The organism is Lentzea miocenica, assembly GCF_033949945.1.
GTDB classification, from domain to species: Bacteria; Actinomycetota; Actinomycetes; order Mycobacteriales; family Pseudonocardiaceae; genus Lentzea; species Lentzea miocenica.
This window is the reverse complement of record NZ_JAXAVW010000043.1, coordinates 46,928-61,580: the sequence shown is the minus strand read 5'-3', so window position 1 is coordinate 61,580 and position 14,653 is coordinate 46,928. Positions and strand designations below refer to the sequence as shown.

The following is a 14,653-nucleotide window of genomic DNA, read 5'->3' as shown; positions in this document are numbered from 1 at the left end:
GCTAGCTGACCGGCGCGAGCACCTGCTTGCGCCGGTTCCGCAGCGCGTCGAACGTGAAGATCGCCAGCGCCAGCCAGACGAGGGCGAACCCGATCCACCTGCTGGGCGGCATGGGTTCGTGCACCACGAACACGCCCCAGGCGAACTGCAGGATCGGCGCGAGGTACTGCAGCATGCCCATGGTGATCAGCGGAATCCGTTGCGCACCAGCACCGAACAGCACCAGCGGGACCGCCGTGACGATGCCGGTGCTGAGGATCATCAACGTGTGGCCGGCGCCCTCGGTGGTGAAGGTGTTCGCGCTGCCGAGCACGATCAGGTAGACCAGTGCGAGCGGGGCGATCACCGCGCTCTCCGCGGTGAGGCTGGAGATGGCGTCCAGCGGCACCTTCTTCTTCAACAGGCCATAGACGCCGAACGAGCACGCCAGGATCAGCGAGATCACCGGCAAACGGCCGTAGTCGACGGTGAGCACGATCACAGCGAGGACGACGACGGCGATCGCGGCGGTCTGAGCGAGACGCAATCGTTCTTTGAGGAAGATCATGCCGAGTCCCACGCTCACCAACGGCGTGATGAAGTAGCCCAGCGCCGCTTCGACGACGTGGTGGCTGTTCACGGCGTAGATGTAGGTGCCCCAGTTCACCGTGATCAACACGGCGGCGGCGGTAACGATGAGCCAGCCTTTTCCGGATAATTCCAGAAGAGGACGCCATCTCCGGAGGAACGCGACGGCGATGGCGAGCGTGACGAACGACCAGACGATCCGGTGTGCGAGCACCTCGATCGGCTGGGCGGGCACGAGGAGTGGCCAGTAGGCGGGGAACAGGCCCCAAAGGACGTAGGCGAGTGCGCCGTACGTGACGCCTCGCCCGTGGGTGTGAACTTCTGGCGAACTAGTGGAAGAGGTCGTCAGAGGCGGCACAAAATCCCACTCTACGCTGGCGTTTCCACGGCTTGTTTGCGCTGAACGGCGTAGTGACGGAGCATCAACAAAGGCACTGTAGTTTGGCCGTGCTCACCCTTCCGAGTGAGTGGGGTCGGAGTGTGGTCGTAGAAGGGGCTTACCCGTGAATGTCTTCGGGCAGGTCTGGCTGTGGAGTCTGCTGTCGTTCGTCGCGGGAGCCTTGCTCACGTGGCTGGTGATGGTTCGGCCCGCACGCCAGCGAGTGGCCGAGCTCGAAGATCAACTTCTCGATGCGCGCCGGTCGGCACCCCCGATCGCGACGCAGCTTCGCGACGACGACTTCGAGGTCGACGAGTGGGACGACGCGCCGCCGCGGTCGCTGAGCGACGAGATGCTGGCGCCGCCCGCGCCGGCTCCGACGCCTGCACCCGCGCCCGCGCCGTACGTGGAGCCGCCCGCCTACTTCGGTGAGCCCGTGCCGACGCCGTCGCTGGCGCCGCTGCCGGTCATCGAGCAGCCGGCGCCCGAGCCCGAACCTGAGCCCGTCGCCGCTCCCGCCGAGGCCGAGTACGACGAAGAGCCGGCCGCCCAGGTCCGCCAGTACATGGAGCCCGACGAGTCCCAGCGCCGCTTCGAGGAGCAGCTGGCCGAGCAGAGGGCGCTGGCGGACGCCGAGGACGACCGCCCGCGTTCCCTGTTCGAGCGCCTCGCTCCGGGTGACGTTCCCCCGGAGTCTCCGGCCGAGCAGACCACGGTGCTGCCGCTGTCCGGTCTCGAGGCCGCCGACTTCGACGACGAGCCGGAGCTCCCCGCCGAGCAGACGTCGTACGTGCCCACCGTCGTGGAGCCGACCGCCGAGGTCGCCCCGCCCACCCCGGAACCGACCGCGGGCCCGGAGATCGACGAGCAGGCCGACGACTTCATCTACCAGCCGCGCGAGGTCTGGGCGAACGAGGAACAGGAAGCGTTCCTCGACGAGGCCGGCGAGCAGGAGGACGAGCCCGCCGGCACCCGGTCCGAGCAGACGACGTTCATCGCGGTCGAGGAGAGCAGCTGGCCCGCCGGCGACCTCACCGGTGAGTTCCCCGGCATGCGCGACGAGCTCTCCGGCCACCTGGACGGATTCGTCGAACCGGAGACGCCAGCCGAGCAGACCGGCCTGATCGAGCCGATCGACCTGGACGCGCCGCACGTGCGCAACGGCGTCTTCGAGACGACGCTGGCCGAGGAGCAGGCGTTCACCGAGCCTGAGCCCGAGCAGGAAGCCGCGCACGCCTACCGCGAGCCGGTCGAGGCCGAGCCGGTCGAGCACCAGGAGGCCGAGCCGGTCTTCGAGGAGTTCGTCGAGCCCGAGGTCGGCTACGCCGAGGAGTTCACCAACGGCGGTGCGCCCGCGCCGTTCATGGACGCCGGTGCCCCCGCGCCCGCGCCGTTCTCGGCGTTCGGTGCGCCCGCCGAGGTCGAGGAGATCCCGGAGCGCCGCCCGAACGGCGTCGGTGCCGCCTTCTCCCAGGCCGTGGAAGCACCCGCGGAGGTCGCTCCCGCACCGGTCGCGGACCACCCGCGTTCCCTGTTCGAACCGCTGCTGGACGCCGACGAGCCGCTGCCCGCACTCGGTCAGACCCGCACACTGCCGGAGCCGACCAACGACCAGCCGTTCGTGCCGACGTTCGTGCCGAGCGACGAGCCGCTGCTCGCCGCCCCGCCGGAGCCCGAGCCAGAACCGGAAACCGACCTGCCGCAGCGGATCACCGAAGCCGGTCTGCCGGTCCGCGAGGCCCGCCGCACCACTCAGCAACGGCAGCAGACCTTCTCGGCGTTCGCGGCCTTTGATTCGCCCAAGCAGGAAGCCCCGCCCGCACCCGCACCTGCCGCGGCATTGCCGTCACGTCCGCGTCCGGTCGGCTTCTCGCCGTCCACGGGCGGCCGTCCCAACGGCACGCCCGCCGGTCCGTCGTCGCGGTTCCAGCAGCCGGAAGGCTTCAATCCGCGCTCCCCGTTCGGTCCCGGCTCGGTGCTGCCCAAGTCGGACGGCCTCGCGCCGGCCGCGGACTTCTCGGTGAAGGCGACCTTGACCGGTCGTCGCTACTACACCGAGGGCTCGGCGAACTTCGGCGAGACGCGGGCCGACGTGTGGTTCCGCACCGAGTCCGACGCGGAGAAGGCAGGATTCCGACCGGCGCCCTGACCGGCGTTCGCAAGCGCTGAGCCCGCATGCGAAAGGCCCGCCAGCAGTGCGCCGGCGGGCCTTTCGGATGTTCTGGGTACCTAGCCGACCACGGTCCACGTGTCCTTGCCGTGCAGCAGCTTGCCGAGGTCCGCGGGCTTGGCGGCCTTGGCCTCGGCGACCTGCGCCCGCACGCCGTCGTCGTACGTCACGCGGTCCGCACGCCGGAACACACCGGTGACGGTGTGCGTGAGGTCCTGCGTCGAGAGCCGCGAGAGCGCGAACGACAGGTTCAGGTCCGACGCGTCGTGGATGACGACGTCGCTCGCGTCCACGTCCGCGGACTTGGCGACCGCGAGCCCGAAGCCCTCGCGCACCACGCAGTACTCGCCCTCACGACCGAACCGGATCGGCTCGCCGTCGACGACGTTGATGATCCGCCGCTGTGCCTCGTCCGCGTCCTTCAGCACGTCGAACGCGCCGTCGTTGAAGATCGGGCAGTTCTGGTAGATCTCGACGAGCGCCGACCCGCGGTGTTCGGCGGCCTGGCGCAGCACCGAGGTGAGGCCCGCCTTGTCCGAGTCCATCGCCCGGCCCACGAAGGAGGCTTCCGCGCCCAGTGCCAGCGACACCGGGTTGAACGGGTGGTCCACCGAGCCGAGCGGGGTCGACTTGGTGACCTTGCCTTCCTCGGAGGTCGGCGAGTACTGGCCCTTGGTCAGGCCGTAGATCCGGTTGTTGAACAGCAGGATCTTGAGGTTCACGTTGCGCCGCAACGTGTGGATCAGGTGGTTGCCACCGATGGACAGCGCGTCGCCGTCACCGGTCACCACCCACACGCTCAGGTCCGGCCGCGCCACGGCGAGACCCGACGCGATGGCCGGCGCACGCCCGTGGATGGAGTGCATGCCGTAGGTGTTCATGTAGTACGGGAACCGGGACGAGCACCCGATGCCCGAGACGAACACGATGTTCTCGCGCTTGAGACCCAGTGACGGCAGGAACGACTGCATGGTGTTGAGCACGATGTAGTCACCACAGCCGGGGCACCAGCGAACTTCCTGGTCGGACTTGTAGTCCCTGGCCGTCTGCTTCTCGTCGGTGGTGGGAACCCCGGTCAGGCCGGGGAGCCCGATGTCGATGGCGGTCACGCCGACACCCCCTTGATCACGTCAGCGAGCACGTCCTGCAGCTCTTCCGCCTTGAACGGCAGGCCCTGCACCTTGGTGTACGACATGGCGTCCACCAGATACTTGCCCCTCAACAGCAACGCCAGCTGCCCCAGGTTCATTTCCGGCACGATGACCTTTTCGTACGACTTCAGCACGTCACCCAGGTTCTTGGGGAACGGGTTGAGGTGCCGCAGGTGCACGTGCGCGACCGGCAGGCCCAGCTTGCGGACTCGCCGTGCCGCCGCGCCGATCGGGCCGTACGACGAACCCCAGCCCACGACGAGGACCTTCGCCTCGCCGCTCGGGTCGTCGACCACGACGTCCGGCACCTCGATGCCGTCGATCTTGGCCTGGCGCAGGCGCACCATCCGGTCGTGGTTCTCCGGGTCGTACGAGATGTTGCCGGTGACGTCCTGCTTTTCCAGACCGCCGATGCGGTGCTGGAGACCAGGAGTGCCGGGCACCGCCCACGGACGGGCCAGCGTCTCCGGGTCACGGGAGTACGGCTGGAAGTTCTCCGGGTCCGTCGCGAACTCGACCGTCAGGTCGGGCAGCGTGTCGACTTCCGGGATCAGCCACGGTTCGGAGCCGTTCGCGATCGCGCCGTCGGACAGGAACAGCACCGGCGTGCGGTACTTCAGCGCGATCCTGGTGGCGTCGACCACGGCGTCGAAGCAGTCCGAGGGGGACTGCGGCGCCACGATCGGCACCGGCGACTCGCCGTTGCGGCCGAACATCGCCTGCAGCAGGTCCGCCTGCTCGGTCTTCGTCGGCAGACCGGTGGACGGGCCACCGCGCTGCACGTCGATCACCAGCAGCGGCAGCTCGGTCATCACCGCGAGGCCGATGGTCTCGGACTTCAGGGCGATGCCGGGACCGGACGTCGACGTGACGCCGATCGCGCCGCCGTAGGACGCGCCGAGGGCGATGCCGATGCCCGCGATCTCGTCCTCGGCCTGCACGGTCGTGATGTCGAAGTTCTTGTGCTTGCTCAGTTCGTGCAGGATGTCCGACGCCGGCGTGATCGGGTACGTGCCGAGCACGACGGGCAGCTTCGAGAGCTGGGCCGCCGCGACGATGCCGTACGCCGTCGCCGTGTTGCCGGTGATCTGGCGGTACGTGCCGACGTTCAGCTTCGCGGGCGCCACCTCGTACGTGACCGCGAAGGCTTCCGTGGTCTCGCCGTAGTAGTAGCCGGCGCGGAACGCCAGGACGTTGGCCTCGGCGATGTCCGGTTTCTTCGCGAACTTCTCGCGCAGGAACCGTTCCGTGCCTTCGGTGGGCCGGTGGTACATCCACGACAGAAGGCCGAGCGCGAACATGTTCTTCGCGCGTTCCGCGTCCTTCTTGCCGAGCCCGGTCTCCTCCAGCGCGCCGATGGTCATGGTCGCCATGGCGACCTTGTGCACCTGGAACCTCTCGAGCGAGTCGTCCTCGAGCGGGTTCGAGTCGTACCCGACCTTCGTCAGGTTCCGCTTGGTGAACTCGTCGGTGTTGACGATGAGGATGCCGCCGTCCGGCAGGTCGACGACGTTCGCCTTGAGCGCGGCGGGGTTCATCGCGACGAGAACGTCGGGACGGTCGCCGGGCGTCAGGATGTCGTAGTCGGCGAAGTGCAGCTGGAACGACGACACACCGGGCAGCGTGCCCTGTGGTGCGCGGATCTCGGCGGGAAAGTTGGGCTGCGTGGCGAGGTCGTTGCCGAACGCCGCCGCTTCCGACGTGAACCGGTCTCCGGTGAGCTGCATGCCGTCACCGGAGTCGCCGGCGAAGCGGATCACAACGCGATCCAGCTTGCGAGTCTCAGTGCTCATTCCTACGCCGATACCTCTCTCCAAGGGTGGCCGTGCCCCACCACGAGGGTAGTCGCCGGGACCGCCTGCGAGACGGGCCGTGTACCACCAGGCGAGACGAACTGTCCCATCTGCCGCACCGGGTCCTTAACTAGACGGTAAGCACAGCACTACCAGCGGATACCCGAATGCGGCAGACGTCACCCTCGATACCTGTTACCAAAGGTAACACTTAACGTCCGCTGATCCGAGCCTTCATCGCGGCAAGCCTGGCAGCGAATTCTGGAGTGTCGATCGAAGCCACCTGTGGCCGCAGCTCGGTTTCCACCGCTTCCGCGTGGTCGTCGAGAACATCGGTCACCCGCATCGTGGCCTTGATGGTCCGCACGAGTTCGCCTGGAGCTTCGGCGGAGTGCTTTGCCAGCTCTTTCGCCACTGCGAGTGGGTCTTCGGCCTTCGCGTAGGCCAGCCCTTTCGCCACGGCCTCGTCGGCGTCGAGGATCTGCCCGAACAAGGTCATCGCCGTGGCGGTCTGCATGTTGGTGATCCGCTGCAACATCCACGTCATGCCACCGCCGGGGTGGATGCCGAGCTGCAGGAACCGCGCGTCGAACCGCGCCTTGGGCCCCGCGATCCGGACGTCCGCCGCCAGCGCGAGGTTGAGCCCGGCGCCGACGGCCGCGCCGTTGACCGCGGCGATCGTCGGGATGGTGGCGTTGGCCACGGCGAGGAAGCCCCGGTAGATCTGCTTGAGGCCCTCGTCCTTGGAGTTGCCGAGCTGCGTGAGGTCCGCGCCGGCGCAGAACGCGGGCGGCGCACCCGTGATGATCAGCGCGTTGGCTGTCCGCTCTGCTTCCTCGACCTTGTCCGCGAGCTGTCGGGACAGGTCGATCGTCAGGGCGTTGCGCCGGTCCGGATCGCTGATCGTGATCACGGCGACGGAATCGTTGTGCTCCAGCAGAACCTCAGCCATGCCCCGGACTCTAGGGCGCGAGCGGCCGGTCCAGGAGCCGGGACAGCACGACCGTCGACACGGTGCGATCGATGATCTCCACGGCCCGCAACCGCTCCAGCGCCGTCTCCAGGTGGTGGATGTCGGCAGCCCTGAGATGCACGATCGCGTCAGCCGCCCCGGACACCGTGTAGGCAGCACTGACCTCGGCCATCGGCTCCAGCCGGTGCTGGATGTCGTGCGGCGCGACGTTGCCCTTGCAGTGCACCTCGACGAACGCCTCGGTGCCCCACCCGAGCGCCTCCGGGTCCACCACCGCCGTGAACCCCCGCAACACCCCGTTGTCCAGCAGTTTGTCCACCCGCCGCTTCACCGCGGGGGCGCTCAGCCCCACCTCTTTCCCGATCTCCGCGTAGCTGGACCGTGCGTTGGCCATGAGGCACGAAATGATTCGCTGGTCGATGCTGTCCACACGCAACATTCTGCCCTAGTTAACGCAATGTCGCGGCGTTGTTCGATGGTCCAGCGGCCCTTTACATTTCGATCCATGACGGTATCCATCTCCGGGCCCGGCGAGCCGATCACGCTCGACATCGCCACGCCCCTCGCGCCGACGCGCATGCCGACGACCCGTCGGTACCTCATGTGCCCGCCGACGTACTTCACGGTGGAGTACGCCATCAACCCGTGGATGGATCCGACCCGGCCCACCAGCACCTCGCTGGCTGTGGAGCAGTGGACGGCCCTGAAGGAGACCTACGAGCGCCTGGGCCACGAGGTCAACGTCATCGACCCGGTGGCCGGCCTGCCCGACATGGTCTTCTCGGCCAACAGCGGCACCGTGATCGACGGCCGGGTCCTGGGCTCCCGCTTCCGCGCCCCCCAACGCTCAGCAGAAGCCGACTACTTCCGCCGCTGGTTCCTGGCCTCCGGCTACAAGTCCGTGGTGATGCCCACCGCCGTGAACGAGGCCGAGGGCGACTTCACCTGGACCGGTTCCCTGCTGCTGGCCGGCACGGGCTTCCGCACCGACCCCGGCGCACACTCCGAGGCGCAGGAAGTCCTCGGCGTGCCCGTGGTGTCGCTGCAACTCGTCGACCCGCGCTTCTACCACCTCGACGTGGCGCTGTTCATGCTCGACGACCAGTCCCCGTCGCCTCTGGTCGCCTACTACCCCGAGGCGTTCTCGCCGGGCTCGCAGGCCGTGCTGAAGCGCCTGTTCCCGGACGCCGTGATCGCCAACGACGACGACGCGGTGTGCCTCGGCCTCAACGCCGTGTCCGACGGCAAGCACGTGGTCATGCCGGTCGAGGCCACGCACCTGGCCGAGCAGGTGGCGCGACGCGGGTTCGAGCCCGTGTTCGTGGACATCTCGGAACTGCGCAAGTCGGGCGGCGGCCCGAAGTGCTGCACCAACGAGCTGCGCGGCTGACCTCGCCCACGCAGTCTGCGATCTGCGCTGGCTGGAGGCCCGAACCGGGCCTTCACCAGCGCGGATCTGTTTCCGCCACTCGATCTGGTCGCTACCGCTGGGCGGTCGCCACGACGGCGGTCGACGAGATATGCGCCAGCGCGGGACTGGTCAGGACGAAGAGCGTTTCGAGGCCGCTCAGGTGCCGGTTCATCTGCGCCATCGGCAACTCGCGCTCCAGGGCGGCTATCGATCGGCGGCGGCCGGTGACAGACGAGTTCGCGGGTTTGATCTGCGCCAGGTGAAAACCGAACCAGGGGTTCGCCAGCGCAGATCAGTCGCGTGAAAACGTTCCGCTGAACTCTCGCGCCGACGTCCCGAACCTCGAACGAGTCACACGCTTTGCAGCGGTGGATACGGCTCGTCGGGCGTTGACGGGGGCGTGAGCTTGGCGTTCAGCTCCTGAGCTTCCTGAAGCTGGTCTTCCAGGGTGACGATGCGGCACGCCGCATCCAGTCCCGTGCCCTGGTCGACCAACGCACGCACACGGGCGGCCAGACGCAGCTGGTGGCGGCTGTACCGCCGGTGGCCGCCGGCCGAGCGCTGCGGCTCGATGAGTTTCGCCTCGTCCAGGCTGCGCAGGAAGTTCGCCGAGGTGTCGAGCAGTTCCGCGGCCCGGCCCATCGAGTAGGCGGGGTAGTGCTCGTCGTCGAACTTCTCGGCTGTGGTCTGCGGTTCGTTGTTCGCAGATTCGTTGGTGTCTGGGGTCATCGCGCCTCCGCATCACGAGGGGCCCCGGTGCAGTAGCACCGGGGCCCCAGGGTTGTTGGGTTTCACTTCCACCTAGCCGACCGTGAGATCGGCATCCTCTGTCCACATGCCCAGAAGCGGGCGCTGCGGGGATCGCGTGTGCGTAACCGAAGACCACCTTCCAATCTGATGGAACCGCGGTACCCGTCCGGCGGAGTTCAGCCGAAGGCGGGCGATCCGATGGTGTGCAACCCGTCCCTTCTCCTCTGAGTACTGACTTTCCTTCTCTCACGTGACTGCCGGCACCGGACCTCGTGCACATGCCGGACTCACCTCACCGACAGCCCTTGGTCACCTGCCGGAACCCCTTCCACTGATCGGCTCCGGCACATCTGACCGTCTCGCACTTACCTCACGGGTAGTTCGTCATCTCCCGTGTCATGTTCTCTCTTGTTCGACGAGGAGAAGACTACACACGCCCGCCGGACAATGTCTACCCCCGCCACCATAGATTTGCTCGGTCGGGTGACACAGCTGCGCTGACCTGGTCGGATCCGATCAGCGGCGGCATGCGCCGGGCCCGCGCAGTAGCGTCGGACGGGTGCCCAACATCCTTGCGATCGGTTTCGACCCGTACACCATCCCCGGCTTCGACCCGGCTCCCGTGGCCGCCGGCATCGAGCAAGGCAGCAAGGCGTTCGCCGAGCTGGGTATGACCCAGGACCTGGTTCTCATCGACTTCGCCGAGCTGGACGGCCGCGCCCAGGCCAAGATCGTCGAGCGGCTGAAGCAGAAGCAGTACGACGCCGTGCTGGTCGGCGGTGGCATCCGCAAGGGCACAGGGCTGCTCGAGCTCTTCCAGACCGTGGTCAATCTCGTGCACTGGCACCAGCCGGACGCCGCGATCGCGTTCAACGACAGCCCCGCCGACAGCCCGGACTGGGCGCTCAAGGCGCTGGAGCAGCGGCGCCGTCGTTAGAACACCGTCCGCCAGGCCCACCAGGCGAGCAGGCCGACGGCGAACAGCAGCCCCAGCACGGCCCACCACAGCAGCACCTCGCCCATTTCGGTGCCCCACCACTTGAGTCCTCGCCAGAAACGCCGCGGAACCGCGGTCAGCCAGGCGAAGAAGCGCTTCTGCCACCAGGGCCGCGCTGCCTCGAGCCGTGCCTCGCGCACGGCTCGGCGCGCTGCCTCACGATCGTGGTCCCCCATGAGATTCATAGTGCCGTGAACCGCTGAAGCGCCCTCTCCGTACCCCTCTTCAGAACGGCAGAAAACGCTGTCCAGCGATCAAGTCCGCGCAGGTCAGCCCCACACACCCCAACAGCACTACGAAGCGTGACCGCATCACTCGATCGCGTGGTCGTGGAACTAACCCATAACGAGAGCCGGGCTCGCGCCGAACTAACAGACAGCTCCGTCAGTTCGTCAGGAGGCAACGATGAACTTAAACAGGATGCAAATGGCTCGCTGACTGTCTGTCAGCAACGGATAGCCCGACTCATCGGAAACGTGACGAGAGTCACCCAACGGGCGCTCAAGCTTGCCTGCGCTCGTGACGCGAGGTTACGTTCTCGCCCGCCGATAACGGTTTGGTCACCGGCAGGACACAGGAACCACAGCACCAAGGGTCCAAAGTCCCCCAGGAATCCCCCGCCCGGGTTTGCCGGAGACCAAGCTCCCCGACGCAGGAGGCTCCCCCTTGGCCCGGCACAGCAAGGCCGCCGGCCGAACCGTGTACACGGTCGTGCCCACAGCTGAAGTGAAACCCGGCGCACATCGCGTCGAGGACGACAAGGTTCCGCTCGCCCACCGCGTGAGCGCCATCGTCGTCGCAGCAGGTGTCGCCGCCGGCACCGCCGCCATCGCCAACGCCGCGACCAGCGGGTCTTCGACGGACCTGGCCGCAGGTGCGGCCGAGCTGGGTGCCATTCCCGACCAGCAGGTGAAGTCGATCCAGACCATCCACGACGTCAACCCCGGTGGTGAGGTCGGCCGTCTGCTGCAGTTCCAGCAGATGTACGCCATGCAGACCTTCGAGCAGGCGACGAAGGTCGCCGCGGACGCACACGCTCAGCGCGAGGCGGCCGCCAAGGCCGAGGCCGAGCGTCAGATCGAGATGCGCAAGCCGGCCAAGCAGCGCGAGGTCGAGGGCTGGATCAAGGAAGCCATCAAGGTCCTGCAGGCCAACGGCACGAACATCGACAACGGCAGCGTCGATGAGATCTACACGATCATCATGAAGGAGTCGAACGGCAACCCCAACGCCGTCAACAACTGGGACTCCAACGCGATGCGCGGCACGCCGTCCAAGGGCCTGATGCAGTGCATCGACCCGACGTTCCGTGCCTACAAGCTGGCCGGCTACGACAACATCCTCGCGCCGGTCGACAACATCATCGCGGGCGTTCGCTACACGTACGCGCGCTACGGCGGCTTCCACAACCACCCGGGGTTGGTCTCCATGAACCTGGGCGGCGGGTACCGGGGGTACTAAAGGGGCCAAACACACCGTGTCGGGGTGCGTGAAACGTATCGACGAGCGATGCTGTCAATCAGGTTCACCCACAAGCATGGCGGCCCTAGCGGGCACACGCCCGGTAGTGCTCCCATCGAAGCGATCCCCGAACGCAGGGAGTGGCCGATGAACGAGCAACAGGCACGCGACGACGAGCTGGCGAAGGTCCGCTCGGAGGCGACGAACTGGCTGGCCAAGATGGCCAAAGCCCAGCAGCGTCCCAAAGTCGAACAGCGGAGGCCTGAGCACGACGCCATGACACCCGCGAAGAAGTAGCAGGAAACAGCACAAGCGCCTCGGCTACGGCCGGGGCGCTTCTGCTTTGAAGGCCGACCACAGCAGGTTCAGCGGGTGATCCGCCGGATGCTTCGACAGCTCGTCCGTTCGGGCGAAAACGCCCACAAGCCGCTCCATTGAGTCATCTGCGAGCTCGACGACCCGGAGGCCGCCTCCCTCCCGGAGCTCGTTGTTCGACGCCACCACGCCCAAACCAGACGTCACGATCATGGCTCCCTGGACGAGGTTCGAGCGCAGCAACGAGATGCCGTACTGGATCTCGTCGATCTCGGCCGCGATGTCGAGCCCCTGGCGGTAGTCCGGCCCGAACCAGCCCCGCAGGAACTCGGCGATCAGCCCCGCCGCCGGCACGACCAACGGGACCGACCTCAGCTGAGGTACCCGCACGCGCTCGCCGACAACCGTCTCCGGCAGGTTCGTCAGCAACGCCAGCCCGCCGCGCCGCCACTCGATCACGTCGAACTCGGGACGCTCCCAGTCCGCGCCGGCCCGCGTCACGACGCTGCCGCACACGATGTCGACCTCCTGCGTCTCGAGCTTCGTCCAGATGTCCTTGGTGCGGATGTGCACGACCTTGAGGTCCACGTCGCGCTCGCGGAACTCGTCCGCGACGTGGTGCCACGCCTTCGCGAGCGTGTCGAGCATGTATCGCGTGGTGCCGACGGTGACGGTCGTGCCGAGCTTGCGGCGGCACTCGTGAATTCCGTCGAGCCACTCCGCGAGGGTGTCCCGCGCCAATTCGACCAGCGACTCACCAGTCGGCGTGAACAGCACGTCTCTTCCGCGTCCTTGCTTCACCACAAGCTGTTCGCCGCACAGTTGCTGGAAGTTCCTGTTCAACGTGTCCAGCTGCTTCTGCACGCTCGACTGCTCGCGTCCCAACGCCCGTGCCGCTCGCAGCGCCGACCGGGTCTCGTGCACCGTCAGCAACGTCCTGAGCTGGTCCATCGTGGTGTCCAGCAAGGCAGGAGGCATGTTCAGCAGGCGGTGCAGGGTGGTGCTGGTGGGGAGCACCAACTGGGACGAGCCGGACATCGAGACCCTCTCTGATGTTCTACCGATCAGTTGAACTGAACTTGACCGCATTTCGCAGGGAAATTATCTGCAGATCCTGTTGGTAAATCTCTGGACTCTTATCGGGCGGTGTACAAAGCTATCTGCGGCGACCACGCGTGGGAGCCGATTCCGGGGGGAATCATTGGGGGGTGGGGGTCTGCCAGGCGCAAGCCGGCAGGCCCCCAAGTATTACCCTCGCCAGTTGTGACGGCTTCCGCTCGCCTGGAATGGGGCACCACCTACCAGGTCACCGTGCTCGAACTCGGACTCGCCTGCTGCGGAGTCGAAGTGATGGCAGCTCTCGACCGCCTTCCCGACCTCGGCGTCACGCCGGTCGACGGCGCGGGTGAGGCACACGTTCTCGTCGTCTCCGGCACCGTCACCGACGTCATGTTGCCTGCTGTGATCCGCAGTTACGAGGCCATGCCCGAACCCCGCTACGTGATCTCCGTGGGCGCCTGCAGCAACACCGGCGGCCCGTACTGGGATTCCTACAGCGTCACCAAGGGGATCGACCAGGCCCTGCCGGTCCACGTCGCCGTTCCCGGCTGCCCGCCGCGGCCGGAAGCCCTGCTCGAAGGCCTCAAGGCGCTGCACAGGCTGGTGAACGCATGACCGCCCCGAAAACGACGCCCAAGACCGCCTTCGGTCAGACCGTCCACCACGTCGAACTCGCCGACTGGCTCGCCACGGCGACGTCCTACCACCACGACGGCTGCGTGATGTTCGACTGGCTCGGCGTCGAGGACGCGGGCAGGCCGGGGTCCGCTGGCCAACGCCACGCCGTGTTCCTGCACGTCATCAACCCGCAGACGCGCGAAGGCGTGATGCTGCGGACCGAGATCGCCGAGACCGACGCGCTGCCGAGCATCGCCCACCTCTGGAAGGGCGCACACTGGCACGAGCGCGAGGCCGCGGAGATGTTCGGGATCACCGTGGACAGCGAACCGGAACACCTGCTGCTGCCGGAGAGCTTCCAAGGCCACCCGCTGCGCAAGGACTTCGTGCTGGCCGCACGCGTCGTGCGTCCATGGCCAGGGGCGCTGGAGCCGGGCGAGGACAACACGAGCGCCCCGAGCCGCCGCCGCACCGCACCACCCGGAGTGCCGGACCCGTCCTGGGGTCCGCGCCGTGAAGAGGAGCAGTCGTGACCGGGCCAGAAAACAGCCTTCCGCCGCGCACGAGGGGTGTCATCGCGCTGTTGGAGGCCAACTGCACGGTCTGCATGATCTGCGCGCGCGAGTGTCCTGACTGGTGCATCCACATCACGAGCCACACCGAGGTGGAGCAGCAGCCCGGCTCGGCGAGGCCGCGCAGCCGCAACGTGCTCGACCGGTTCGCGATCGACTACGGCCAATGTCTGTACTGCGGCATCTGCGTCGAGGTCTGCCCGTTCGACGCCCTGCACTGGGCACCGGACTTCGGCTATCCGGGAACGGGCTCGATCGAGGGCGACGGCGCCGTCGCGGAGCTGGTCCACGAACGGGACGTGCTGGCCACGTGGGTGGAGAAGGTGCCGCCGCCGCCACCGCTCGACCCGGCAGCAGAGGCCGCGCCGGAAACGGCCAGCGGAACTGGCAGGCGGCCCGGTTCGTTGAGAGGTAGGACGTAAAAGACCCGGAGGCAA

At 67.4% G+C, this 14,653-nt stretch carries 15 protein-coding genes and 1 pseudogene; 8 read left to right on the top strand and 8 right to left on the bottom strand.

Annotated features, from left to right (window positions below; genetic code table 11):
- Position 1 precedes the first annotated feature (1 nt).
- Positions 2-925 (bottom strand): EamA family transporter RarD, encoded by a 924-nt coding sequence (gene rarD, locus SK803_RS39635; RefSeq protein ID WP_319971344.1) that lies wholly within the window; start codon positions 923-925, stop codon positions 2-4.
- 145 nt (positions 926-1,070) lie between these two features.
- Here rarD and SK803_RS39630 point away from each other — a divergent pair, with 145 nt between their 5' ends.
- Positions 1,071-3,095 carry a sunset domain-containing protein gene (locus tag SK803_RS39630; protein WP_319971343.1) on the top strand — a complete coding sequence of 675 codons (2,025 nt, stop codon included), beginning with the start codon at positions 1,071-1,073 and terminating at the stop codon, positions 3,093-3,095.
- 80 nt (positions 3,096-3,175) lie between these two features.
- On the opposite strand, the gene SK803_RS39625 is transcribed toward SK803_RS39630, so the two are convergent.
- The 4 genes from SK803_RS39625 to SK803_RS39610 all read right to left on the bottom strand — a co-directional run bounded on the left by SK803_RS39625 (position 3,176) and on the right by SK803_RS39610 (position 7,463).
- Entirely contained in the window at positions 3,176-4,225 is a 1,050-nt protein-coding gene (locus SK803_RS39625; protein ID WP_319971342.1) for a 2-oxoacid:ferredoxin oxidoreductase subunit beta, read from the bottom strand.
- On the bottom strand, positions 4,222-6,060 hold the full coding sequence (locus SK803_RS39620; RefSeq protein WP_319971341.1) for a 2-oxoacid:acceptor oxidoreductase subunit alpha: 1,839 nt from the start codon (positions 6,058-6,060) through the stop codon (positions 4,222-4,224). Before SK803_RS39620 ends, SK803_RS39625 begins: the two co-directional genes overlap by 4 nt.
- A 211-nt stretch (positions 6,061-6,271) precedes the next feature.
- Positions 6,272-7,012, bottom strand: a complete 741-nt coding sequence (locus SK803_RS39615; protein WP_319971340.1) for an enoyl-CoA hydratase — start codon at positions 7,010-7,012, stop codon at positions 6,272-6,274.
- Positions 7,013-7,022: 10 nt separating this feature from the next.
- Positions 7,023-7,463 (bottom strand): Lrp/AsnC family transcriptional regulator, encoded by a 441-nt coding sequence (locus tag SK803_RS39610; protein ID WP_109628898.1) that lies wholly within the window; start codon positions 7,461-7,463, stop codon positions 7,023-7,025.
- A 147-nt stretch (positions 7,464-7,610) separates the two neighbouring features.
- Between SK803_RS39610 and ddaH the strand changes: the two genes are divergently transcribed.
- Positions 7,611-8,423, top strand: a complete 813-nt coding sequence (gene ddaH / locus SK803_RS39605; RefSeq protein WP_406601652.1) for a dimethylargininase — start codon at positions 7,611-7,613, stop codon at positions 8,421-8,423.
- Positions 8,424-8,795: 372 nt separating this feature from the next.
- On the opposite strand, the gene SK803_RS39600 is transcribed toward ddaH, so the two are convergent.
- A complete protein-coding gene (locus tag SK803_RS39600) occupies positions 8,796-9,173 on the bottom strand; it encodes a helix-turn-helix domain-containing protein (RefSeq protein ID WP_319971339.1) in 378 nt (125 codons plus the stop codon).
- 580 nt (positions 9,174-9,753) lie between these two features.
- Here SK803_RS39600 and SK803_RS39595 point away from each other — a divergent pair.
- Positions 9,754-10,131, top strand: a complete 378-nt coding sequence (locus SK803_RS39595; protein WP_319971338.1) for a hypothetical protein — start codon at positions 9,754-9,756, stop codon at positions 10,129-10,131.
- Here SK803_RS39595 and SK803_RS39590 read toward each other — a convergent pair.
- Positions 10,128-10,367, bottom strand: coding sequence for a hypothetical protein (locus SK803_RS39590; protein ID WP_319971337.1), 240 nt, complete (start codon positions 10,365-10,367; stop codon positions 10,128-10,130). The genes SK803_RS39595 and SK803_RS39590 overlap by 4 nt on opposite strands.
- Before the next feature lie 934 nt (positions 10,368-11,301).
- On the opposite strand from SK803_RS39590, the pseudogene SK803_RS39585 reads away from it, so the two are divergent.
- Positions 11,302-11,652: pseudogene (locus SK803_RS39585) on the top strand (transglycosylase SLT domain-containing protein); the annotation flags it as partial.
- 147 nt (positions 11,653-11,799) lie between these two features.
- Positions 11,800-11,949, top strand: coding sequence for a hypothetical protein (locus SK803_RS39580; protein ID WP_319971336.1), 150 nt, complete (start codon positions 11,800-11,802; stop codon positions 11,947-11,949).
- Positions 11,950-11,973: 24 nt separating this feature from the next.
- Here SK803_RS39580 and SK803_RS39575 read toward each other — a convergent pair whose 3' ends face one another.
- A complete protein-coding gene (locus SK803_RS39575; protein ID WP_319971335.1) occupies positions 11,974-13,005 on the bottom strand; it encodes a LysR family transcriptional regulator in 1,032 nt (343 codons plus the stop codon).
- A 225-nt stretch (positions 13,006-13,230) separates the two neighbouring features.
- On the opposite strand from SK803_RS39575, the gene SK803_RS39570 reads away from it, so the two are divergent.
- The 3 genes from SK803_RS39570 to SK803_RS39560 are packed head-to-tail and all read left to right on the top strand — an operon-like array spanning position 13,231 to position 14,638.
- Positions 13,231-13,641 carry an NADH-quinone oxidoreductase subunit B gene (locus SK803_RS39570; protein WP_319971334.1) on the top strand — a complete coding sequence of 137 codons (411 nt, stop codon included), beginning with the start codon at positions 13,231-13,233 and terminating at the stop codon, positions 13,639-13,641.
- Entirely contained in the window at positions 13,638-14,177 is a 540-nt protein-coding gene (locus SK803_RS39565) for an NADH-quinone oxidoreductase subunit C (protein WP_319971333.1), read from the top strand. The genes SK803_RS39570 and SK803_RS39565 overlap by 4 nt, the downstream gene beginning before the upstream one ends.
- The gene (locus SK803_RS39560; protein ID WP_319971332.1) at positions 14,174-14,638 is read left to right on the top strand and encodes a 4Fe-4S binding protein; all 465 of its coding nucleotides are present in this window, start codon (positions 14,174-14,176) and stop codon (positions 14,636-14,638) included. The genes SK803_RS39565 and SK803_RS39560 overlap by 4 nt, the downstream gene beginning before the upstream one ends.
- Positions 14,639-14,653: the final 15 nt, after the last annotated feature.

What these genes read in the sequence shown, in the direction of transcription:
- SK803_RS39575 (WP_319971335.1), bottom strand. Translation starts at nt 13,005, where the DNA reads ATGTCCGGCTCGTCCCAGTTGGTGCTCCCCACCAGCACCACCCTGCAC.
- ddaH (WP_406601652.1), top strand. Translation starts at nt 7,611, where the DNA reads ATGCCGACGACCCGTCGGTACCTCATGTGCCCGCCGACGTACTTCACG.
- SK803_RS39580 (WP_319971336.1), top strand. Translation starts at nt 11,800, where the DNA reads ATGAACGAGCAACAGGCACGCGACGACGAGCTGGCGAAGGTCCGCTCG.
- SK803_RS39620 (WP_319971341.1), bottom strand. Translation starts at nt 6,060, where the DNA reads ATGAGCACTGAGACTCGCAAGCTGGATCGCGTTGTGATCCGCTTCGCC.
- SK803_RS39565 (WP_319971333.1), top strand. Translation starts at nt 13,638, where the DNA reads ATGACCGCCCCGAAAACGACGCCCAAGACCGCCTTCGGTCAGACCGTC.
- SK803_RS39615 (WP_319971340.1), bottom strand. Translation starts at nt 7,012, where the DNA reads ATGGCTGAGGTTCTGCTGGAGCACAACGATTCCGTCGCCGTGATCACG.
- SK803_RS39600 (WP_319971339.1), bottom strand. Translation starts at nt 9,173, where the DNA reads ATGACCCCAGACACCAACGAATCTGCGAACAACGAACCGCAGACCACA.
- SK803_RS39590 (WP_319971337.1), bottom strand. Translation starts at nt 10,367, where the DNA reads ATGGGGGACCACGATCGTGAGGCAGCGCGCCGAGCCGTGCGCGAGGCA.